General features: G+C 63.4%; 20 protein-coding genes. 14 read left to right on the top strand and 6 right to left on the bottom strand.

Going from position 1 to position 22726, the window contains the following annotated elements; translation table 11 throughout:
* The 12 genes from murD (at nucleotide 1) to FSY59_RS13065 (ending at nucleotide 13120) form a co-directional block, all read left to right on the top strand.
* Nucleotides 1-1899: a UDP-N-acetylmuramoyl-L-alanine--D-glutamate ligase gene (murD, locus tag FSY59_RS13115; protein WP_148729092.1), complete on the top strand. Its 1899-nt coding sequence runs from the start codon at nucleotides 1-3 to the stop codon at nucleotides 1897-1899.
* On the top strand, nucleotides 1896-3167 hold the full coding sequence (ftsW, locus tag FSY59_RS13110) for a putative lipid II flippase FtsW (RefSeq protein WP_003051279.1): 1272 nt from the start codon (nucleotides 1896-1898) through the stop codon (nucleotides 3165-3167). Before murD ends, ftsW begins: the two co-directional genes overlap by 4 nt.
* Nucleotides 3164-4249 carry an undecaprenyldiphospho-muramoylpentapeptide beta-N-acetylglucosaminyltransferase gene (murG, locus tag FSY59_RS13105; RefSeq protein ID WP_148729091.1) on the top strand — a complete coding sequence of 362 codons (1086 nt, stop codon included), beginning with the start codon at nucleotides 3164-3166 and terminating at the stop codon, nucleotides 4247-4249. Before ftsW ends, murG begins: the two co-directional genes overlap by 4 nt.
* On the top strand, nucleotides 4246-5679 hold the full coding sequence (murC, locus tag FSY59_RS13100; RefSeq protein WP_148729090.1) for a UDP-N-acetylmuramate--L-alanine ligase: 1434 nt from the start codon (nucleotides 4246-4248) through the stop codon (nucleotides 5677-5679). Before murG ends, murC begins: the two co-directional genes overlap by 4 nt.
* A complete protein-coding gene (locus FSY59_RS13095) occupies nucleotides 5676-6647 on the top strand; it encodes a D-alanine--D-alanine ligase (RefSeq protein ID WP_003051287.1) in 972 nt (323 codons plus the stop codon). The genes murC and FSY59_RS13095 overlap by 4 nt, the downstream gene beginning before the upstream one ends.
* Nucleotides 6644-7453 carry a cell division protein FtsQ/DivIB gene (locus tag FSY59_RS13090; protein WP_003051290.1) on the top strand — a complete coding sequence of 270 codons (810 nt, stop codon included), beginning with the start codon at nucleotides 6644-6646 and terminating at the stop codon, nucleotides 7451-7453. The genes FSY59_RS13095 and FSY59_RS13090 overlap by 4 nt, the downstream gene beginning before the upstream one ends.
* Before the next feature lie 72 nt (nucleotides 7454-7525).
* Complete coding sequence (gene ftsA, locus FSY59_RS13085; RefSeq protein WP_003051293.1) at nucleotides 7526-8755, top strand: cell division protein FtsA; 1230 nt, start codon at nucleotides 7526-7528, stop codon at nucleotides 8753-8755.
* A gap of 146 nt (nucleotides 8756-8901) precedes the next feature.
* Nucleotides 8902-10095, top strand: coding sequence for a cell division protein FtsZ (gene ftsZ, locus FSY59_RS13080; RefSeq protein WP_003051295.1), 1194 nt, complete (start codon nucleotides 8902-8904; stop codon nucleotides 10093-10095).
* 261 nt (nucleotides 10096-10356) lie between these two features.
* Nucleotides 10357-11280, top strand: a complete 924-nt coding sequence (gene lpxC / locus FSY59_RS13075; RefSeq protein WP_003051298.1) for a UDP-3-O-acyl-N-acetylglucosamine deacetylase — start codon at nucleotides 10357-10359, stop codon at nucleotides 11278-11280.
* A 10-nt stretch (nucleotides 11281-11290) separates the two neighbouring features.
* Nucleotides 11291-11467, top strand: a complete 177-nt coding sequence (locus FSY59_RS27365) for a hypothetical protein (RefSeq protein ID WP_003051301.1) — start codon at nucleotides 11291-11293, stop codon at nucleotides 11465-11467.
* 202 nt (nucleotides 11468-11669) lie between these two features.
* Nucleotides 11670-12098, top strand: coding sequence for an RcnB family protein (locus tag FSY59_RS13070; RefSeq protein WP_003051303.1), 429 nt, complete (start codon nucleotides 11670-11672; stop codon nucleotides 12096-12098).
* A 170-nt stretch (nucleotides 12099-12268) separates the two neighbouring features.
* Entirely contained in the window at nucleotides 12269-13120 is an 852-nt protein-coding gene (locus tag FSY59_RS13065; protein WP_148729089.1) for an alpha/beta fold hydrolase, read from the top strand.
* On the opposite strand, the gene ruvC is transcribed toward FSY59_RS13065, so the two are convergent.
* From ruvC to FSY59_RS13035, 6 genes are all read right to left on the bottom strand, one after another.
* On the bottom strand, nucleotides 13114-13662 hold the full coding sequence (ruvC, locus tag FSY59_RS13060; RefSeq protein ID WP_003051309.1) for a crossover junction endodeoxyribonuclease RuvC: 549 nt from the start codon (nucleotides 13660-13662) through the stop codon (nucleotides 13114-13116). The two genes, FSY59_RS13065 and ruvC, sit on opposite strands and share 7 nt — an antisense overlap.
* A 111-nt stretch (nucleotides 13663-13773) precedes the next feature.
* Nucleotides 13774-14487: a monofunctional biosynthetic peptidoglycan transglycosylase gene (gene mtgA / locus FSY59_RS13055; RefSeq protein ID WP_148729088.1), complete on the bottom strand. Its 714-nt coding sequence runs from the start codon at nucleotides 14485-14487 to the stop codon at nucleotides 13774-13776.
* Nucleotides 14484-15353, bottom strand: a complete 870-nt coding sequence (gene aroE / locus FSY59_RS13050) for a shikimate dehydrogenase (RefSeq protein WP_148729087.1) — start codon at nucleotides 15351-15353, stop codon at nucleotides 14484-14486. Before aroE ends, mtgA begins: the two co-directional genes overlap by 4 nt.
* Before the next feature lie 165 nt (nucleotides 15354-15518).
* Nucleotides 15519-16379, bottom strand: a complete 861-nt coding sequence (locus tag FSY59_RS13045) for an energy transducer TonB (protein ID WP_003051317.1) — start codon at nucleotides 16377-16379, stop codon at nucleotides 15519-15521.
* A gap of 29 nt (nucleotides 16380-16408) precedes the next feature.
* Nucleotides 16409-18478: a ribonuclease catalytic domain-containing protein gene (locus FSY59_RS13040; RefSeq protein ID WP_043375147.1), complete on the bottom strand. Its 2070-nt coding sequence runs from the start codon at nucleotides 18476-18478 to the stop codon at nucleotides 16409-16411.
* 159 nt (nucleotides 18479-18637) lie between these two features.
* Complete coding sequence (locus FSY59_RS13035; protein WP_003051324.1) at nucleotides 18638-19222, bottom strand: YqiA/YcfP family alpha/beta fold hydrolase; 585 nt, start codon at nucleotides 19220-19222, stop codon at nucleotides 18638-18640.
* Nucleotides 19223-19400: 178 nt separating this feature from the next.
* Here FSY59_RS13035 and rodA point away from each other — a divergent pair, with 178 nt between their 5' ends.
* Entirely contained in the window at nucleotides 19401-20582 is a 1182-nt protein-coding gene (gene rodA / locus FSY59_RS13030) for a rod shape-determining protein RodA (RefSeq protein ID WP_003051327.1), read from the top strand.
* Nucleotides 20583-20965: 383 nt separating this feature from the next.
* Nucleotides 20966-22426, top strand: a complete 1461-nt coding sequence (gene tldD, locus FSY59_RS13025; RefSeq protein ID WP_003051333.1) for a metalloprotease TldD — start codon at nucleotides 20966-20968, stop codon at nucleotides 22424-22426.
* Nucleotides 22427-22726 lie beyond the last annotated feature (300 nt).

Below are 22726 nucleotides of genomic sequence, written 5' to 3'. Positions count from 1 at the left end.
ATGCAAGACGAAGACCTCAAGCTCGACGATCAGGCTCTGCAGCCGGATGTGGATGCTATGCAAACGCAAGCGCCTATCGTTGATCTGCAAAGCATTTCAGATGAAAATATGTCTGAAATGATTCAGGAGCAAGCGCAAGAAGCTCCTGAAATAGAAGCGCCTGCCATCATCGCCAAGACGCTGGATGCCGAGCCGGTGCCCGATATCTCCACCTTGACGGCCGCCAGGGATGCGGCCGCCTTTGTGGCACAGATCTTTGCCGATCCCAGCATCTCCGACGCGGCCGACGCCGAAGTGACTGCCGCCGAGCCGCAGCCCGAAGCCGAGCAGCAGGAGGCGGTGGAACTGCCGCCTGTCCCCGTGCATTGGCCGCAAGGCGCGGCCCAGCATCTGCAGGGTCAGCGCGTGCTGATTCTGGGTCTGGGCATCTCGGGTATTGCGATGGCCCGCTGGTGCGTGCGTGCCGGTGCCGACGTCACGGTGGCAGACACGCGCGAAGTCCCGCCTTATCTGTCTGCGCTGCAGACCGAGCTGCCCGGCGTGCGCTTTGTCGCCGGCGCATTCACGGCGGCCCTGGTCGATGGCCAGAGCCTGAGCTCCGTCTATCGTTCGCCGGGCCTGAGCCCGGCCAGCGTGGCGCCGGTCTTCAATGCCGCGCGCAGCATCGGCCTGCCCACGGGCGGCGAACTCGATCTGTTTGCCTTTGCGCTCAAGGGCCTGCGCGAAGCCCATGGCTATGCGCCCAAGTTGCTGGGCATTACCGGCACCAACGGCAAGACCACGGTCACCTCGCTGACCGGTCAGCTGCTGGAGCATGGCGGATTGAGCGTGGGCGTGGCCGGAAATATCGGTCCCACGCTGCTCGACACCCTGTCCGGGCGCATCGATGCCGAGACGCTGCCCCAGGCCTGGGTGCTGGAGCTGTCCAGCTTCCAGCTCGATGACTGCCGCGGCTTCGAGCCCACGGCGGCCACGGTGCTCAATATCACCCAGGACCATCTCGACTGGCATGGAGGCATGCAGGCCTATGCCGACGCCAAGGCCCATGTCTTTGGCGAGCAGGCTCTGATGGTCCTCAACCGTGAAGATCCCGTCGTCATGGCCATGCTGCCCGCGCCTGTGGCGGTGCCCGGCAAGCGCGGCAAGACTTTCCAGCGCGCCCATGTCACCTTTGGCGGCGACATGCCGCGCCGCCCTGGCGACTTCGGTCTGGAGGTGGTCAACGGCATGACCTGGCTGGTGCGCGCCCACGAGGCCGACGAAACCAGCAAGGGCAAGAACGTCGACGATCTGCACATCGTGCGCCTGATGCCCGCCGATGCGCTGCGCATCCGCGGCCGCCACAACGCCATCAATGCGCTGTCGGCCCTGGCGCTGGCGACCGGCGCGGGATGCACGCTGGCACCGCTGCTCTACGGCCTGCGCGAATACCGGGGCGAGCCGCACCGCGTACAGCCCGTGGGCCGGGTGGGCGATGTCGAATACTTTGACGACAGCAAGGGCACGAATGTGGGTGCCACCGTGGCCGCCCTCATGGGCCTGGGGCCGGACCACCGCATCGTGGTGATTCTGGGCGGTCTGGGCAAGGGCCAGGACTTCACGCCGCTGGCTGCTCCCGTTTCGCGCTATGTGCGCGCGGCCGTGCTGATCGGCCAGGACGCGCCGCAGATTCGCGAGGCCCTGGGCGACACCGGCGTGACCCTGGTCGATGCCGCCACCATGCAGGACGCAGTGCAGCAGGCCGCGCGTCTGGCCCATGCGGGCGATGCAGTGCTGCTCTCGCCGGCCTGCGCAAGCATGGACATGTTCAAGGACTACGCGGACCGCGCCCACCAGTTTGTGGAAGCGGTGCGCGAGCTGGCGCTGGAAGCCGGCCAGCAACTGGAGGACGGCGCATGACAGCCGCCTTCATGACCAGCCTCTCCGGCCGCATGCGTTCGTGGTTTCGTACGGTCGGGGACAAGCCCATCGACGTGCTGCCGGTGCGCGTGGGCGGGCCCGTGTACGACCGTCCGACCCGCACGCCCGCCAGCGTCCTGGGGCTGGACCAGGCTCTGATCTGGGTCGTCATCGCCTTGCTGTCCTGGAGTCTGGTCATGGTGTATTCGGCATCGATTGCGATGCCCGACAACCCGCGCTTCGGCAAGATCGAGCCCTATCACTTCCTGCTGCGCCACACCATGTCGATAGGCATGGCCTTTGTGGCCGCGCTGCTGGCCTTCCAGGTACCCATGAATGTCTGGGAGAAGGTGGCACGCAAGCTGTTCCTGATCTCCATCGTGCTGCTGGTGGCGGTGCTGATTCCGCATGTGGGCACGGTGGTCAACGGCGCGCGGCGCTGGTTGTCGCTGGGCATCATGAACTTCCAGCCTTCGGAGCTCGCCAAGTTCTCCATCCTGATCTATGCGGCCGACTACATGGTGCGCAAGATGGAGGTCAAGGAGCGCTTCTTCCGCGCCGTGCTGCCCATGGGGCTGGCCGTGGTCGTGGTGGGTGTGCTGCTGCTGGCCGAGCCCGACATGGGGGCCTTCATGGTGATCGTCGTGATCTCCATGGGCATTCTGTTCCTGGGCGGCGTGAATGCGCGCATGTTCTTCATCATCGCGCTGCTGGTGGTGCTGGCCTTCGGCATGATCATCGCCACCTCGGAGTGGCGACGCGAACGTATTTTTGCCTACCTTGATCCCTGGGATGAAAAGCATGCGCTGGGCAAGGGCTATCAGCTCTCGCATGCGCTGATCGCCATCGGGCGGGGCGAGATCTTTGGCGTGGGCCTGGGCCGCAGCGTGGAAAAGCTGCACTGGCTGCCCGAAGCGCATACCGACTTCCTGCTGGCCGTGATCGGCGAGGAATTCGGTCTGGTCGGTCTGCTGCTGATTGCGGCAGTCTTCTTCTGGCTCACCCGCCGCATCATGCTGATCGGCCGTCAGGCCATCGCGCTGGACCGTGTCTTTGCCGGCCTTGTGGCGGAGGGCGTGGCGATCTGGATGGGCTTCCAGGCCTTTATCAACATGGGTGTGAATCTGGGCGCCCTGCCAACCAAAGGCCTGACTCTGCCGTTGATGAGTTTTGGCGGTTCGGCCATTTTGATGAATTTGATTGCGATAGCTGTGGTGCTCCGAGTCGATTACGAAAACAAGCTGCTGATGAAGGGAGGTCACGCATGACGCTTCCCGTTCAGCAAAACAGGCAGCGCACCGCGCTGGTGATCGCCGGTGGAACCGGCGGCCATATCTTCCCCGGGCTGGCCGTGGCGCAGGAACTGCGCGCACGCGGCTGGAATGTGCACTGGCTGGGCGCGCCGGGCTCCATGGAGTCGCGCATCGTGCCGCCGCAGGGCTTTGCACTCGAGACCATCGAGTTCGGCGGCGTGCGCGGCAAGGGCGTCAAGACTTTGCTGCAGCTGCCCTTCAAGCTGAGCAAGGCCTTTGCACAGGCGCGCAGCGTCATCAGGCGCGTGCAGCCCGATGTGGTCATCGGCCTGGGCGGTTATCTCACCGTGCCCGCAGGCCTGATGGCCGCGCTGTCCGGCGTGCCCGTGGTGCTGCACGAGCAGAACTCCGTGGCCGGCATGGCCAACAAGGTCGTGGCCAAGGTGGCCAGGCGCGTGTTCACGGCTTTCCCCAAGGTGTTTGCCAAGGGCGAATGGGTGGGCAACCCGCTGCGTCAGGCTTTTCTGGAGCAGGCCGAGCCGGCCCAGCGCTTTGCCGGTCGCAGCGGCCCGCTGAAGCTGCTCGTCGTGGGCGGCAGCCTGGGAGCCAGGGCGCTCAATGAGATCGTGCCCCAGGCTCTGGCCCTGATGCCTGCCGATCAGCGCCCCGTGGTGCTGCACCAAAGCGGTACGGCCCAGATCGATGCGCTGCGTGCCAACTATCAGGCTGCCGGCGTGCAGGCCGAGCTGACTCCTTTCATCGACGACACGGCCAAGGCTTTTGCCGATGCCGATCTCGTGGTCTGCCGTGCCGGTGCCAGCACCGTGACCGAGATCGCTGCCGTAGGGGCTGCAGCGGTCTATGTGCCCTTCCCGGCGGCGGTGGATGACCACCAGACCAGCAATGCCCGCTTCCTGGTGGATGCCGGTGGCGGTTGGTTACAGCCTCAAAGTACTTTGAGCGCCCAAGGGTTGGCGGAAATGCTACAAAATATGCAGCGTGCGACGCTGTTGGAGCGCGCTGAACTCGCGAAGAAAATGCAAAAGACTGATGCCACCGCGAAGGTGGTCGCCGCTTGTGAGGAGTTGGCAGCATGAAACACGCCATTCATCACATTCACTTTGTCGGTATTGGCGGCGCCGGCATGAGCGGTATTGCAGAGGTTCTGCACAACCTGGGTTACGCCATTTCAGGTTCCGACCTGGCTGACAGCGCCACGCTGCGCCGCCTGGCCGGCCTGGGCATCAAGACCTTTGTCGGTCATGCGGCCGAGAACGTCGCCGGCACCGATGCCGTGGTGACCTCCACGGCCGTGCAGGGCGACAACCCCGAGGTTCTGGCGGCCCGCGAGAAAAAGATTCCGGTGGTTCCCCGTGCCCTGATGCTGGCCGAGCTGATGCGCTTCAAGCAGGGCATCGCCATTGCCGGCGCGCATGGCAAGACCACCACCACCAGCCTGGTGACCAGCGTGCTGGCCGAGGCCGGCCTGGACCCTACTTTCGTGATTGGCGGCAAGCTCAACAGCGCTGGCGCGAATGCCAAGCTGGGTCACGGCGACTACATCGTGGTCGAGGCCGACGAGTCCGATGCTTCCTTCCTGAACCTGCTGCCCGTGATGGCCGTCGTCACCAATATCGACGCCGACCACATGGAAACCTACGGCCATGACTTTGGCCGTCTCAAGCAGGCCTTTGTCGACTTTCTGCACCGCATGCCGTTTTACGGCCGTGCCATTCTCTGCGTCGACAGTCCTGCCGTGCGCGAGATATTGCCCAGGCTGGCCCGCCCGGTCACGACCTACGGCTTTGCCGAAGATGCCCAGGTGCGTGCCGTGAACGTGCGTGCCGAAGCCGGTCGCATGCGCTTTACCGTGCGACGCCAGAACGGACAGAGCTACCCCGACCTCGAAGTCGTTCTGAGTCTGCCCGGCGAGCACAACGTGCTCAACGCCCTGTCTGCCGTGGCGGTCGCCATGGAGCTCGAGATTTCCGATGAAGCGCTGCTGCGTGCCCTGGAAGGCTTCAAGGGCGTGGGACGGCGCTTCCAGCGCTATGGCGAGCTGCCGGCTGCCGATGGCGGCATGTTCACCGTCATCGACGACTACGGTCACCACCCTGTGGAAATGGCCGCCACGCTGGCTGCAGCACGCGGCGCCTTCCCGGGCCAGCGCCTGGTGCTGGCCTTTCAGCCGCATCGCTACAGCCGCACACGCGACTGTTTCGAGGACTTCGTGAAAGTCATAGGCAGCGCCGATTCCGTGCTGCTGGCCGAGGTCTATGCCGCAGGCGAGGCTCCCATCGTGGCCGCCGACGGTCGCTCCCTGGCCCGCGCTTTGCGCGTGGCCGGCAAAGTCGAGCCTGTATTTGTGGAAAACATTGCCGATATGCCGGCAGCCATCGCCGCCAATGCGCAAGCAGGTGATGTATTGCTGTGCATGGGAGCGGGATCGATTGGTGCCGTGCCCGGGAAACTGGTTGAAATGCTTCAGAAACAAGAGCTGGCTGCGCCCGCAGGGAGCGCGCAATGAGCATGTTTGGTACCAATATCGACGTGAAGGCACTGGGCAAGGTCGCAGTGCTGATGGGGGGGCGCTCGTCCGAGCGCGAGGTCTCGCTGATGTCCGGCACCGGCGTGCTGGCAGCGCTGCAGTCCAAGGGCGTCGATGCCCACAAGTTCGACCCCGCCGAGCAGGGCCTGGACCAGCTCAAGGCGCAAGGCTTTGACCGCTGCTTCATCGCGCTGCATGGCCGCTATGGCGAGGACGGCACGGTGCAGGGCGCGCTGGAGTTGCTGGACATCCCCTACACGGGTTCGGGTGTGATGGCTTCCAGCATAGCCATGGACAAGATCATGACCAAGCGCATCTGGCGCTTTGAAGGTCTGCCCACGCCGGACTGGCGTATGGTCGATTCGGCCGAAGCTACCCGCGCCGCATTGCAGGCCCTGGGTGCTCCCATGATCGTCAAGCCTGCACGCGACGGCTCCAGCATCGGCCTGACCAAGGTGATGGATGCCGACGAATGCGCCAGGGCCTACGAGCTGGCGGCCCAGTACGACGCAGAAGTGCTGTGCGAGCAGTTCATTGCCGGCGACGAGACCACCTGCCCCGTGCTGGGCACGGGAGCGAAGGCCGCTGCGCTGCCGGTGATCCGCATCGTGGCGCCCGAAGGCAACTACGACTATCAGAACAAGTACTTCACCGATACGACGCAGTACCACTGCCCGAGCGGCCTGCCGGCTGCCGAGGAAGCCGAGATCCAGCGCATCGTGGAGAAAGCCTTCCGCACCCTGGGCTGCCGCGGCTGGGCGCGTGCCGACATCATGATCCGCGCCAGCGACCGCAAGCCTTTCTTGCTGGAGATCAACACCTCGCCTGGCATGACCGGGCATTCTCTGGTCCCCATGGCGGCGCGCGCCTCCGGCGTGAGCTACGAAAACCTGTGCCTTGGCATCCTGGCCATGAGCACGCTGGATGGAGAAGCGGAGCAGCCATGAACCGCAGCCAGCCCACAGCCGTCGTCCCGTTCGACGTCAAGCTCATGAACATCACTGCCACGGTGATGTTCATGGGGTGCTTGACGGCGTGCGTGATGGCCGTGGGATGGTGGTTGATGCGAACTCCGGCCTTCAATATCGGCCGCATCGTGGTGGAAGGCGAGCTGGTGCATAACAACGCCGTGACGCTGCGTGCCAATGTGGCACCGGTGCTCAAGGGCAATTTCTTCACGGTGGACCTGAAGGCGGCGCAGCACGCATTCGAGCAGGTGCCCTGGGTACAGGAGGCGCAGGTGCGCCGCGAGTATCCGAACGGCTTGCGCGTGGCGCTCAAGGAGCATGTGGCCGAGGCCTTCTGGGGCCCCGAGACCGGCACCGGCCTGGTCAACAAGGCCGGCGAAGTGTTCGAAGCCAATCTGGGCGAGCTGGACCGCGAAGGACTGCCGCGTCTGCAAGGCCCCGAGGGCTCGGCTCCGCGTGTGCTGCGGATGTATCACGCACTGGCGCCGGCGCTGAAGCCACTCGATGTGGAGCTGGACAGCCTGACCCTGGATGCGCGTGGCAGCTGGGAACTCGTGCTGGACAACGATGCACTGCTGACACTGGGCGGTGGCACCACCGAAGACATATTGCAGCGTGTGCAGCGCTTTGTGCGCACGCTGCCTCAGATCACCTCTCAATACAAGCGCTCGGCTGCAGCAGTGGAGTCTGCAGACCTGCGTTACGAAGACGGCTATGCCTTGCGACTCAAGGGCGTGACCACTGGAACCTCCGCGCCGGCAGCTGCTGCCAGGGCCAGACGATGAGCGGGAGCAGGGGAACAGACATGCAAGGCGCACACAAAGACAAGACAGAACCTACCGGGGGCGGAAGCTGATATGGCAAGAGAATACAAGGATGTGATTGTTGGGCTGGATATCGGCACGGCCAAGGTCATGGCGGTGGTGGCCGAGGTCATGTCCAATGGCGAGCTGAAGCTGGCGGGCCTGGGCGTTGCCCCCAGCAACGGCTTGAAGCGTGGCGTGGTCGTGAACATCGATGCGACCGTGCAGAGCATCCAGCAGGCGCTCAAGGAGGCCGAGCTGATGGCCGACTGCAAGATTCAGCGCGTGTGCACCGGCATTACCGGCAGCCATATCCGCGGCCTGAATTCCAGCGGCATGGTGGCCATCAAGGACAAGGAGGTCTCGTCCACCGATATGGCGCGCGTGATGGAAACCGCCAAGGCCATCAATATCTCGTCGGACCAGCGCCTGCTGCTGGTCGAGGCGCAGGAGTTCGTCATCGACGGCCACGAGGTGCGCGAGCCCATCGGCATGAGCGGCATTCGCCTTGAAGCCAAGATCCATATCGTCACCGGTGCCCAGAGCGCGGCCGAGAACATCATCAAATGCGTGCGCCGCTGCGGCCTGGAGGTCGAGCAGCTGCTGCTCAACCCGCTGGCATCGGCCCAGGCCGTGCTGACCGACGACGAGCGCGAGCTGGGCGTGGCCGTGGTGGATATCGGCGCGGGCGCGACCGATGTGGCCATCTTCACCGGCGGTGCGATTCGCCACACGGCCGTGATCCCGATTGCCGGCGACCTGATCACCAGCGACATCGCGATGGCCCTGCGCACTCCCACCAAGGATGCCGAGGACATCAAGGTCGAGAGCGGCTACGCCAAGCAGCTGCTGGCCGACCCCGATGCCCAGGTCGAAGTGCCGGGCCTGGGTGACCGCAGCCCGCGCATGATCAGCAAGCAGGCCCTGGCCGGCGTGATCGAGCCCCGCGTGGAAGAGATCTTCTCGCTGGTGCAGCAGGTCATCCGCGAGTCGGGCTACGAAGAAGTGCTGTCCTCGGGCATCGTGCTCACGGGCGGCAGCGCCGTCATGCCCGGAATGATCGAGCTGGGCGAGGACATCTTCCTCAAGCCCGTGCGCCGCGGTCTTCCCAAATATTCCGGTGCGCTGGCCGACATGGTCGCCCAGCCCCGTGCCGCCACCGTGATGGGCCTGCTCGATGAAGCGCGCCTGGCACGTCTGCGTGGCTACAAGGTGGCCCAGAAGAGCGGTTCCATGAAGACCGCCTTCGGCCGGTTCAAGGACTTCATCGTGGGGAACTTCTGATATGAGCACCTATCGCATGTTCATCACCGGACCACCAACGATGGATTTTTCGCGGCATCGACGACGAAGACCGCGAAGACCTCAAGAGTTCGAAATTTCTTTTCCACAGCAGCGACAAACCACCACTAGAGAACAGGAGCACCACCATGCCTATCGACATGATTGAAACCGAAGAATTCAACCAAGGCACGCAGATCAAGGTGATCGGCGTCGGCGGTGGCGGCGGCAATGCCGTCGACCACATGATCGAACGCAGCGTGCAGGGCGTCGAATTCATTACGGCCAATACCGATGCTCAAGCTCTGTTGCGCAGCCGTGCTCACCGCACCATCCATCTGGGTGGCAGCGGCCTGGGTGCCGGCAGCAAGCCCGACAAGGGTCGCGACGCTGCGGAAGCTGCTGTGGAAGATATTCGCGCTGCCATCGAAGGCGCGCACATGCTCTTCATTACGGCAGGCATGGGTGGTGGTACGGGTACCGGTGCATCGCCTGTGATCGCACGAGTGGCCAAGGAAATGGGCATTCTGACGGTGGGTGTGGTGACCAAGCCTTTCGAGTGGGAAGGCGGTCGCCGCATGCAGAACGCTGACGCCGGCCTGGCCGAGCTGGAAGCGAATGTGGACTCGCTGATCGTTGTGCTCAACGAAAAGCTGCTCGATGTGCTGGGTGACGATATCTCCCAGGACGAGGCTTTTGCCCATGCCAACGATGTTCTGAAGAACGCCGTGGGCGGCATTGCTGAAATCATCAACGAGTACGGCCATGTGAACGTCGACTTCGAAGACGTGCGCACCGTGATGGGCGAGCCCGGCAAGGCCATGATGGGCACGGCCAAGGCAGCCGGTCCCGACCGTGCCCGCATCGCAGCCGAGCAGGCCGTGGCCTGCCCGCTGCTGGAAGGCATCGACCTGTCCGGCGCCAAGGGCGTGCTGGTGCTGGTGACGGCCGCCAAGGGCAGTCTGAAGCTGTCCGAGTCGCGTCTGGCCATGTCCACCATCAACGCCTACGCGTCTCCCGATGCGCATGTGATCTATGGCGCCGCCTATGACGACTCGCTGGGCGACGAGATCCGTGTGACCGTGGTGGCCACCGGCCTGTCGCGTCCCAATGTGCGTCGCCAGAACATCCAGGTGGTGCAAGGCGGCCTGCGTACCGGTACCGACAACGTGGCCGTGGGCCTGCCTCCCCTGGGCGGCATGGAATACGGCACGGCCAACACCAATGTGCCCAGCGTCTGGCGCACCAACCGCACCCAGGCTTCCGAGCGTGTGAGCGCGCTGGCCTCTGGCGGCATGGACGATGTGGAGATCCCGGCCTTCCTGCGCAAGCAGGCTGATTGAGCTCCCCCTGAGCGGCTTTGCCGCGTCCCTCTCTCTGGCGCTTTGCGCCGGAGGGGGACGACCCCTCGGTGCGGGGCGGCGGGGCCGCCCAGGCCCTTCCTCGGTGTCGCTGCTTCCGAGTACGCCAGGGCTTGATCGTCAGCCGCAAAGGCCTTTGGTTCGTTAAGGACTGAAGGCCCATCAGTTCGCTGTATCGCAGCGATTAAGACAACCCTGGGTTGGTGTAAGCCGGCTCGGGGTTGTCCCATTTAAAATACAGAGATGCTTCAGCAACGTACCATCAAGACCATTTCCCGTGCCGTAGGCGTGGGCCTGCACAGCGGCCAGCGTGTCGAGTTGACGCTGCGCCCTGCCCAGCCTGATACCGGCATCGTGTTCCGTCGCGTGGACTTGCCCGAGCCTGTGGATATCCCCATTTCCGCCGAGGCCGTGACCGATACGCGCATGGCCTCCACCATCGGCAGCGGCGGTGCCAAGGTGCATACGGTCGAGCACCTGATGTCGGCCATCGCCGGCCTGGGAATCGACAACCTCTATGTGGACATCACGGCCGAAGAGGTGCCGATCCTCGATGGCTCCTCGTCCTCGTTCGTGTTCCTGCTGCAAAGCGCCGGAATCGAGCTGCAAAAGGCCCCCAAGCGCTTCATCCGTATCAAGAGCCCGATCGAGGTGCGTGAAGGCGAAGGCCATAACCTCAAATGGGCGCGCTTTGATCCCTACCATGGCTTCAAGCTGCGCTTCGAGATCGACTTCGCTCACCCCGCCGTGGACTCCACGGGGCAGTGCGTGGAGTTCGACATGGGTCTGGACAACTACACACGCGATATCGCCCGCGCGCGCACCTTCGGCTTCACCAAGGATGTGGAAATGCTGCGCAACAACGGCCTGGCACTGGGCGGCGGGCTGGACAACGCCATCGTCATGGATGACTACAAGGTCCTGAACAGCGACGGTCTGCGCTATGACGACGAGTTTGCCAAGCACAAGATCCTCGATGCGATCGGCGATCTGTATCTGATCGGCAGGCCCATTCTCGGAGCCTACAGTGCCTTTCGTTCGGGCCACGGCCTCAACAACAAGCTGCTGCGCGCCATGGTGGCGCAGCCCGAGACCTGGGAGATGGTGACCTTCGAGAGCGAGCGCCAGGCTCCTCAGGGCTTTGCCATGCCTGCCCAGGCCTGGTGAGCGGAGCTCCATGCTGATCTTTCGCTGGCTGGCCAGCCTGCTGATTCTGGCTTCGGCGCTGAGCTTTGCCTTCTATCTGGGAACCGGCAAGGCCCAGTACAAGCGTCTGGGTTTCCTGCTGTTCAAGTGGACGGTGATCGCCGGTCTGGCCTTTTTTGCCGTGATGCTGGTGGGGCGCATTGTCTGAGAAGCTAGTCATATTGATAGCTGCTTGCGCAAGCCGGACAGGCGTTTCATTGGTTTCTGCTTTGTAAATGTCCGGCAAAAAGTGGTAAATCGGCATTTGCTCACGTCAGGCACTGCCGAAATGGGGCGAAGATGGAATGCCTGCGGTCGCCATGGCGTGCCGCACCGCTTGCTGACCGAAACGATTCGACAAAGGAGTATCCATGTCCCGTTTGACTACCCGCATTCTTTCCGCCTCGGTTGCCGCCTGTCTGGGTCTGGGCAGTCTGGCCGTACAGGCGCAGCCCGGCCCACCTCCGGGCCGTGGCAACGGTCATGGGCCGCAGGACATGCGCCATGGCGGTCGTCATGATGACCGTGGCCGGCATGAGCAGCGTTATGACCGGCGCGATGACCGACGTGCCGAGCGCCACGACAACGGCCGCCGTGGCGGCGGTCCCGACCATAACTGGTACAAGGGCAGCCGCGTGCCGCCCCAATACCGCAGCCAGCACTATGTGGTGAATGACTGGCGCGGCCACCGCCTGTCGGCCCCGCCGCGCGGCTATCACTGGATCCAGAACGGCGGCGACTATCTGCTGGTCGCCATTGCCACCGGTGTGATCGCTTCCATGGTGCTGGGCAATTACTAAGCCCTGACACCCCTCGAAAAGCCGTGGCCTGCCGCGGCTGTTTTGTATGGAAGTCCTGTAAAGCAGGCTCAGTTTGGGTCATGCAATTGACCATCTCCAGAATCTGGCCGAACATTCTGCGGACGCACTGCAATGCAGACCGGGAGCGGATCACGGAGGGTTGACTTTATATGCGAAGAGTCGAGGTGCCGACCAGGGATGGGCATTCCATCGTGCTGACACGCATCGGCCCCGCGGGGGGGGCTGTGGTGGTCTTGACGCACGGCACGTTTTCCAGCGCCTCTTCATGCCAGAGGCTGGGTCGATTTCTCGCCGCGCAGGGTTTTGGCGTCTGGCTTTTCGATTGGCGAGGACATGGACTGAATCAGTCAGTCAGCCACGATTACGACCTTGAAACCGTGGCCGAGCAGGATGTTGACAGCGCTCTTCAAGAGATTCTCCGCCAGGAGCAAGGTCGGTCCATGGTATTCATCGGGCATAGTAGTGGAGGCATTGCCGCGGCCATCTGGGCAGCGCGCCAGCCCGAGCGTGCGCAGGCGCATCTGGCCGGTCTCGTGTTGCTGGCCGCCCAGACGACCCATGCAGCTGCCACCTTTTCAGCGCGGATCGCAATCCACGGGTACAGGGCCTGGATAGGTCGTAGGCAATGGCTGGCCGCAAGCTCCATGGTGGGGCCCGAGAGGGAAAGCGCCCGCCTGATGCGACAGTGGTGCCATTGGAACCTGCGCCGCAGCTTTGTCGGCAAGGACGGCATGGATTACCCGAGCAGCCTGGCCCAGGTTCGGATTCCCGTTCTGGCACTTGCAGGATCTGCGGACCGTGTGATCGCTCCCTGGCGGGGCTGCGAAGCCCTGGCCAGGACCTTCGGTGGGGCAGATGTGGAGTTTGTGCTGTGTGGCAGGGCTGCTGGCTTTGCGGAGGACTATAGCCACAGTCGGTTGCTGATGTCCGGCAATGCGCAATCCGATGTGTTTCCCAGGATCGCGCAGTGGATCAGGCTCAGGTCCGCACTGGCTCAATAAACCCGTCCACCCCGGTACATGGCATGTTGCTTGCGGCGCAGATCGGTGGACTTGGCCATCAGTCCCATGGCGGCCGCCGCATGGGCATGGGTGATGGCCAGTCCCAGCGCATCGGCGGCATCGGTGCCGGGCAGGCCGGGCAGCTGCAGCAGGCGCTTGACCATTTCCTGAATCTGATTCTTGGCCGCGCGACCATGGCCGGTCACGGCTTTTTTCATCTGCAGTGCGGTGTACTCGGAAACCGCGAGATTGGCGTTGACCAGGGCCGTCAGCGCCGCGCCTCGGGCCTGGCCCAGCAGCAGCGTGGACTGTGGGTTGACGTTGACGAAGACGATTTCCACGGCAGCCACCTCGGGCTGGTAGCGCGAGGCGACTTCGGAGATGCCGTCAAACAGCACCTTGAGACGGCCCGGCAGGTCGCCGAGTTCCATCTTGTTGGTGCGTATGGTGCCGCTGGCCACATAGGACAGCCGTTGACCGTCCATGTCGATGACGCCAAAACCCGTGGTCTGCAGACCGGGGTCGATTCCGAGAATTCGCATGGCTGTCGATTATCCACGTACAAAACCCTCACGCTCCATGCGGGTGGCATCAAGCAAGAGCCGCCTCGTGGCGATGCTGCCGAAGGCGCGGGGCCGCCCAGGCGAAGCGCCTCAGGGGGCTGTCACCATCGGTATATAGCGTGCAATTGTGCGGCTGCGCTGCGCCAGATAACGCGATTGCGGCATTTTCTCGAAGCGCTTGGGCGCCGGAAGCATGGCGGCCAGTCTGGCCGCCTCAGCTGCATTGAGCTGGGCCGCACTCTTGCGGAAGTAGTGCCGGGCGGCGGCTTCGGCACCGAACACGCCCTGGCCCCATTCCACATTGTTGAGGTAGATCTCAAGAATGCGCTGCTTGCTCAGCATCAGCTCCAGCAATTGCGCCAGCACCAGCTCCTGGCCCTTGCGCAGAAAGTTGCGCTCGCCCGACAGCAGCAGGTTCTTGGCCAACTGCTGGGTGATGGTGGAGCCGCCATAGATCTTGGCGGGCTTGCTGTGGCTTCCGGCGGCTCTGGACTCGGCTTTGGCATTGCGCTGCCAGGCCTTCTGAACAGCATCCCATTCCACGCCATGATGCTCCATGAAGCCGGCGTCTTCGGAAGCAATCACCGCACGCTTGAGGTTGCCGGAGATCTGGTCGTAGTTCACCCATTGCTGGCGCCAGCGCAGGCCCTCGCTGCTGTGCGCAAGCTGCCAGGCTTCGGAGCGCTGATAGCTGGTGGAGTCAGGATCCAGCCAGGCCATGACTGCGATGCGTGCCACAAAAAACAATTGCAGCAGCAAGGTGGCGCAAAGCACCAGCAATAGCAGTCGGCCGAGAGCTTTCATGGTGGCGTGGCTTCGGCGTGCAGCAGAGCGCGCAGCTCGGCCAAGACTTGTGCCGACGGCGGACGCACGCCGCGCCAGAGCGTAAAGGACTCGGCGGCCTGCTCCACCAGCATGCCCAGGCCATCACGCGCCAGCGCGCCATGGCTGCCGGCCCAGTTCAGAAAATTCTGGGCGGCGGGGCCGTACATCATGTCGTAGGCCAGACTGCGTGCGTGCAGAACGCTGGCGGGGGCGGGCACATCAGCCCCGGCCAGGCTGCTGGCCGTGGCGTTGATGACGATGTCGAAATTCTGGGTCAAATCGGTTTCAAGCACTTGTCTTTCAAGTGCTGCCAGCTCTACTTTATGTAGTGCGGCAATGGCCGCGTGCTGCTCAATCAGCGCCACGGCCTTGGCCTGTGTGCGGTTGGTGACGACGATGCGCTGCGGCTGTTGCTCGATCAGCGAACCGAGTGCCCCGGCTGCTGCGCCACCCGCACCCAGCAGCAGCACATTGCGCCCGGTGATGGGCACGCCGGCATTGCGGGTGATGTCGGCCACGATGCCCAGACCGTCGGTGTTGTCGGCATGAATGCCGTTGCTGCCGAATACCAGGGTATTGGCGGCACCGGCCAGACGCACGCGTTCGCTGGCGCTGGTGGCCAGCTCGGCTGCCTGCAGCTTGAAGGGAACGGTCACATTGCAGCCCTTGCCGCCGCGCGCGGCAAACTCGCGCACAAAATCGGCAAAGCCATCCAGCGGCACCAGAGCGCGCTCGTAGCTGACGGGCTGGCCGGTCAGCTCGGCAAAGCGGGCATGGATCCAGGGGGAGCGGCTATGGGCAACGGGGTTGCCCATGACGCAGTAGGCATCAAGCGTATTTGTCATACAAAGGCTGAAAGAAATCGCTCAACAGAGTGGGGTGCGCTTGGGGGCAGTGGCCTGCGAAACCGACGCAGTCTAAGCCAAGGCAGCCGTGCAAGAGCCGTCCCGGCGCACTGGCTGCGCTCCCCGCGCGAGAGCGGGGAAAGACGTCGAAGGGGGTACAGGGGGTCACCTTATGTCTGTTTCCAGTGTCTGCTCGCGTGTGAACCTGAAGCGCGAGACGACGGCGATCTGATCGGCCTTGGTGCGCATGGCCGGGCCGAAGTGGCCGTAGGGGCCGGCGGCCCGGGCGATGGCCTCGGCACGGGTATCGAGCATGCGGTTGCCCGAACCCTGCACGACCTCGGTGGAGAGCACGCGGCCGTCATGGTTCACGGTCAGGATCATGACCAGCTCGCCATACAGCTTCTTGCCCTTGTTTTCGGGAAAGTTTTCCGTGCCTTTGTCTTCCACCTTGCGGCGCAGCGCGTCGTAGTAGACGGCGTAGACGGCCTCCTTGGTGGCTGGGCTGATATAGCGCTTCTTGGGCCGCGCGTTTTCTTCGTTGATGCGCTTTTCAATCTCGGCCAGCAGCTTGATGAGCTGCAGGCGCTTTTCTTCCTGGGCTTCCAGGGCCTTGTTGTCGGCGCTCAGGCGAGGATCGATGGGTGGCAGCGCGGCCACCTGCTGGCGCAGCTGCGTCAGCAGCTGGTGCTGCTGCTCCTGCATGGCATCGAGCTGGCGCTGCTTTTCCTCGAAGTCGTCGCCCACGGCCGTCAGGGCCGAGTAGGGCATGGGGCTGGTGGCCCGGCCCTGGTCCGCATCGCCGCCTCCGGCCAGCGAGGTCTGGGCGATGGCCTGCGCCTTGTCCGGCACCTCGTTGGCGCGGGCGTTGACCAGAATCACTTCCAGCGGTGTGTCCTGAAACACGCGCTCGAAGCTTTCCGGATCCACGAACCGGATGGTCAGCAACACGGCATGGACGGCGATGGACACGCCCAGCGCCAGCTGCAGCGTGCTCAGTCGTTGAAGAGAGGTGGGCAGTTTCACGGCAGCGTCAGGGCGATGAGGTGTGGAGATCAGGACTTTGGCTGGTCTGCAGCGGGATCGGCGTCGTTCATGTCCACCGCAATGGAGATGGGGCCGGCCACGGTGTCGTCATCGTCCTCGCCGCTGTCCTCGCTGTCGTTCCCGGCCTCGGCATCTGCATCCAGGCGCTCGATCAGCGTGCCCGAGATGTCCAGCGAGATCTCGTCGATCTCGCCGAGCCTGACGCGTACATGGGCTGCGCGCGGGAGATTCTGCGCACCCAGCACGGGCAGCACCAGCGGCAGATTGTCGGCGCGCACCAGGAAGGAGCCGTTGGGGCCTTCCTTGAAGACGCTGGCCGTGAGCTCGGTAATGCCGTTTTGCTCCAGATACTTGAGCGTCCAGAAGCGCTCCATGCCGGCCTGATAGCCGTTGTAGGCGCTGTAGGCGCCGTCAAAGCTGCTGATGATGCCGAACAGCTCGGCATCCTTGGGCTTGAACGGGGCGGCCAGGGCCGCCGTCTTGCCGTGGCGGGCACAGGCAATGATCTGCCACTGATTGACCAGATCCACATAGCGGCGCAGCGGGGAGGTGGCCCAGGAGTAGGCCTTCACGCCTATGCCTGCATGCGGCAAGGCCTTGGTGCTCATGCGCACCTTGACGCCGGGTGCCAGGCTGGCCTGGCTGCGGTAGATGCCGGGCACACCGTGCTCGGCCAGCATCAGGCCCCAGGTGCTGTTGGCCACGATGGCGGCCTCGGCCACGATCAGGTCCAGCGGTGCGCCGCGCTTGCGCACGGTGATCTGCACCTGCTCGCTGCCGTTGGGCTCGGCGCCGTCGTTGCCGACGAGGCGGAAGTTGTAGTCCGGGCGGTTGAAGTTCTCGGGCTTGCCGCGCACCACTTCGCGATTGGCCTTGAGGAATTTGGACCAGCGCTGCAAAAAGGTGAGCTCCTTGCGCTTTCCCTGCAAGGAGTCAGGCGTGTTTTCAACCTGGATTGAGGAGTCGGTCAGCCATTCCTCGGTGACGATGTGATCGAGTTTGTCGTAGCGGAAGTTGACTTCCACGGGCACGCGCTCGAGACGGGTTTCGCTGGAGACGGTCTCCAGCGTTTCCTCGTTGATCTGCACATAGAGCGAGACCGCTGGGTTGGAGCGGCCCTCGTCCAGCGTGTAGATATGCACCACGTCGTCGGGCAGCATGGTGATCTTGTAGCCGGGCATGTAGACCGTGGACAGGCGGGCGCGGCCCAGCTTGTCGAGCTCGCCGCCGGGCGTGATGGCCAGACCGGGAGCGGCAATGTGGATGCCCACGGTGACGGTGCCCGTGCCCAGGCCCGTGACGGACAGCGCATCGTCGATTTCGGTGGTGGCCGAGTCGTCGATGGAGAAAGCCTGCACATTGGCCACGGGCAGATCGGCCGGCGGCTGGGGAGCCTGCACGGCGGGGAAGCCCGTGCCCTTGGGGAAGTTGTCGAACAGGAAGCGCTTCCAGTGGAACTGGTAGGAAGAGTCGATGGCGCCTGCGCGGTGCAGCAGCTCCAGCGGGGCCAGCTTGGTGGCGCGGCTGGCGTCGACCACGGCCTTGTATTCGGGAGCGTTCTTGTCGGGCTTGAACAGAATCTTGTAGAGCTGCTCGCGAATCGCCTGCGGGCACTCGCAGCGGCCCAGCTCCTCGGCCCAGGTATCGATCTGCGCCTGGATCTGCTTTTTCTTCTCGATGGCAGCCAGGGCTTGCTGCAGGATTTCCGCAGGGGCCTTCTTGAAGCGGCCCTTGCCTGCACGACGGAAATAATGCGGTGCGTCGTACAGCCGGAACAGCGCGCCGGCCTGCTGGGCCAGCGTCGCGGATTCGGAAAAATAATCACGCGCCAGGTCGGCGAAGCCGAACTCTTCCTCGGGCGCAAATTCCCAGGCCAGATCCAGATCGATCTCGGCGGCCTGGGCCTGGCCCTGAGCGATCAGCTCGGCAGGCGCCGGCTTCTCGAATTTGAGCAGGATATTGGCGGCCTTGACCTTGACCCGCTTGCCCGAGTCCAGTTCGACTTGGGCCGAGGATTCGGCTTCGGAGAGGATGCGCCCGGCCAGAAATTTGCCGGCTTCTTCAAACAGTGCGTGCATAACCGCGCATTTTCCCACGAGCCGAACATTTGGCGCTCGGAAGTGATTCAGTTCATGCTTGAGATCGGTCAATATCCAAGGCGGGCGCTGCGAACAAAGCGGCGATCTGCAGTGTGGCAGCTGCTGCCGGGAGGGCGGCGCATGGCGGCCAGAAGGGGATCAGGCCAGGGCCAGAAACTCGTCGATCCGGTCCAGATACTCGGCAAAGTTGCTCAGGGCATGGTCGCCGCCTTCCTGCACCAGTTGCAGCGCGTGAGGGTAGCGCTCGCTCATTTCGTTCCAGTCCAGCACCTCGTCGCCCTGGGCGATCAACACCATCTCGGGCGCTGCCGGCGTCATGGCGCGGGTGTCGAGCTGGCGCAGTTCCTCTATGTATTCGGGGCGAAAGAAGAAGGTTTCCTCGGGGTCATGCCAGCTGGACTGCTCGCCGATGTATTTTTCCAGGTCGCGGGCCGGGTTTACGGCGGGATTGATCATCACGCTCTTGCAGCGCGCCAGCTGGGCCACCCAGCTGGCGTAGTAGCCGCCTAGCGACGAGCCCATGACGGCCATGTTCTGGCGCGGCCAGTTGGCGATGCCCTCGACGATCACGGCTGCCGCTTCGCGCGGCGAGGGCGGTAGCTGCGGGCACCACCAGCGTACCTTGGAATGCCTGGCGCCCACATAGTCCGCCATGATGCGTGCCTTGTTGGACTGGGGGGAGGAGCGAAAGCCGTGCAGGTACAGCAGGTGGGTGGTTGTCATGGTGGCAATCTCCTCTTGTGAATGCGCTTTGGTCCCGGCCATTGTGGACTGTCTGCCTCAAGACTATCAGGGGGGCAAGGCCTATGACAGGGTGAATGGGGTCAGGCAGTGCTGAGCCGTCAGCAAAGCTCAACCCTGCAGACTGCACGGCAGCCGGCTCCCCCGATAATTGCGGCCCATGTCCGCCATCGAATTCGATAAGCCCTCGCTGCTGCAACGCATTGTTCCGCTGTTTCGCGGCTTTGACTTCCTGTTGCTTCTCTTCATCGCCATGCTGGCGGGTGCGGGGCTGCTGGCCATGTATTCGGCGGGTTTCGATCACGGCACGCGCTTTGTGGATCATGGACGCAATATGCTGATTGCGGCGGGTCTGCTGTTCGTGCTGGCCCAGATATCCCCCCAGCAATTGATGAAGGTGGCCGTGCCGCTGTACACCCTGGGCGTGGTGCTGCTGGTGGCGGTGGCCTTGTTCGGCATCACCAAGAAGGGGGCCACACGCTGGGTGAACGTGGGGGTGGTGATTCAGCCCTCGGAGCTTTTGAAGATCGCCACGCCGCTGATGCTGGCCTGGTGGTTCCAGCGCCGCGAGGGCAATCTGCGCGCCTCGGACTTTGTCATCGCCTTTGTGCTGCTGATGGTGCCCGTGGGCCTGATCATGAAGCAGCCCGATCTGGGCACCTCGCTGCTGGTGATGGCTGCCGGCCTGTCCGTGATCTTTTTTGCCGGCCTGCCCTGGAAGCTCATCGTGCCGCCCGTGCTGCTGGCCGTGGTCGGCATTTTCCTCATCGTCTGGTTCGAGCCCCAGCTCTGCGCCGATGGCGTGAGCTGGTATTTTCTGCATGACTATCAGCGCACGCGCGTGTGCACCCTGCTGGATCCCACGCGCGATCCCCTGGGCAAGGGATTCCACATCATTCAGGGCATGATCGCCATCGGTTCGGGCGGCGTCTGGGGAAAGGGCTTCATGGCCGGCACGCAGACCCACCTGGAATTCATTCCCGAGCGCACCACCGACTTCATCTTTGCTGCCTATTCCGAAGAGTTCGGCCTGATAGGCAATCTGTTCATCATCGTCGGCTTCTTGCTGCTGGTCTGGCGAGGGCTGGCCATTTCCATGAACGCCAACTCGCTGTTCGGCCGACTGATGGCGGCTGCCGTGGCCATGATCTTTTTCACCTATGCGTTCGTGAACATGGGCATGGTCAGCGGCATCCTGCCGGTGGTGGGCGTGCCCCTGCCTTTCATCAGCTATGGCGGCACGGCCATGGTCACGCTGGGGCTGGCGCTGGGCGTTTTGATGTCGGTGTCGCGGGCACAGCGGCAACTGCCCGGTGGTGATGGGCATATTCCCCATGCGTGAAGACCCGTGATCGGGCTGCTGTGCTCTTAAAAAAAGAGCTGCTATCTCATGTTTTGCAAGCTTTGAGTAATGGTTTTATAGGAAAGTGCGCGGCGGGGTGGCAGGCTTAGATCGTTGAAAAATGTCAGTAGTTCCGTCCAAGGCCTTGCCTGGACTGTAAACAGCGTTTACAAACGGTTCTGGGGGTCAAAAGACCGATCAAGCGGGAGCGGCAAAGACCCAGGTGGGGTTCTGCCATGCAAAGCGGGCAGGGCGGAACCCGGCAAGTGTGAAGCTAAGTGAATGGAGCGGAATGTTGTTCAGCCTGGTGGGGCAGCATTCCGCTCTTTTTTATGCGCAGCCCGAGACAAGTCAGGACTTGCAGCTGTCTCTACAATGCTCTCATGATTTCCCGCGAACCCACCATCGAACGCTTGGCCACGGCCCGTCAGTTGCTGCTTGAGCCCTTCGGCCTGGACGAAACCCATCTTGCGCGCGCGCTTGCCGAAATTCGCTCGCACCAGGTGGATGATGCCGATCTCTACTTCCAGTACACCCGCGCCGAAGGCTGGAGTCTGGAAGAAGGCATCGTCAAGACCGGCTCCTTCTCAATCGATCAGGGCGTCGGTGTTCGCGCGGTCAGCGGCGAGAAGACGGCGTTTGCCTATTCCGACGACATTTCCGAAGCCTCGCTGCTGGATGCTGCACGCACCGTGCGCTCCATCTCCAGCGCGACCCAGACGCGCCGCGTCAAGGCAGGGGCTCAGAAGATTGCGCAAAGCCGCTCCCTGTATCCTGAGCTGGACCCTATCAGCACGCTGGACAGCACGGCCAAGGTCGAACTGCTGGGCAAGGTGGAAAAGCTGGCCCGCGCCAAGGATCCGCGCGTGGTGCAGGTCATGGCCGGCCTTGCGAGTGAATACGATGTGGTGCTGGTGGCCCGCGCAGACGGCACGCTGGCGGCCGACGTGCGTCCGCTGGTGCGCCTGTCGGTGACGGTGATCGCCGAGCAGAAGGGCCGCCGCGAGGTGGGCTCCTCCGGCGGTGGCGGTCGCTTCGGTCTGGCCTATTTCAGCGACGAACAGATCAGCCAGTATGTGGACGAGGCCGTGCACGCGGCCCTGGTCAACCTCGAATCGCGTCCCGCACCGGCAGGCGTGATGACGGTGGTGCTGGGCTCGGGCTGGCCCGGCGTGCTGTTCCACGAGGCCGTGGGCCACGGCCTGGAAGGCGACTTCAACCGCAAGGGCTCCAGCGCCTTCAGCGGTCGCATCGGTCAGCGCGTGGCCGCCAAGGGCGTGACCGTGCTGGACGACGGCACGATTGCCGATCGCCGCGGCTCCTTGAACGTGGACGACGAAGGCCATGTCAGCCAGAGCAATGTGCTGATCGAGGACGGTATTCTCAAGGGCTATATCCAGGACTCGATGAATGCGCGCCTGATGGGCGTCAAGCCCACGGGCAATGGCCGTCGCGAAAGCTACGCCCACATCCCCATGCCACGCATGACCAACACCTATATGCTGGGTGGCGACAAGGATCCGCAGGAGATCATCGGCTCCATCAAGAAGGGCTTGTACGCCACCAACTTCGGCGGCGGTCAGGTGGACATCACCAGCGGCAAGTTCGTGTTCTCCGCCAGCGAAGCCTACTGGGTGGAAAACGGCAAGATCCAGTACCCCGTCAAGGGAGCGACCATCATCGGCAGCGGCCCGGAGTCACTCAAGCACATCAGCATGATAGGCAACGACATGCGCCTGGACTCGGGCGTGGGCACCTGCGGCAAGGAAGGTCAGAGCGTGCCTGTGGGCGTGGGCCAGCCCACGCTGCGCATCGACGGCCTGACGGTCGGCGGCACGGCCTGACGGAGATTCCCCCCGGCGGGTCTTCCCGCCGAAAGCAAGACCCCGCTCTGCATGGCAGACCGGGGTCTTGTCGTTTCCGAGAGCGGCAATCGCCTGCCAGCAGGGTCTTTCAAGGGTGTTTTGATGTCTGAGCGCGAATATTGTCGATTCGCTGAAAAATTGCATTCAATATGGGTATATGGAAATTTATATCAATAAAATTCTGAAAATATAGAAAAAACACAAAAAACCTGCATGAAAGAAAATTGTGAAAAATGCGCCATGTCAGAGGGGAAACCTGTTTTTGACAGAACTGCCGCG

The organism is Comamonas sp. Z3 (assembly GCF_008121565.1).
Classification (GTDB): Bacteria; Pseudomonadota; Gammaproteobacteria; order Burkholderiales; family Burkholderiaceae_C; genus Comamonas; species Comamonas brasiliensis.
This window is presented reverse-complemented; position numbering and strand designations above follow the sequence as displayed.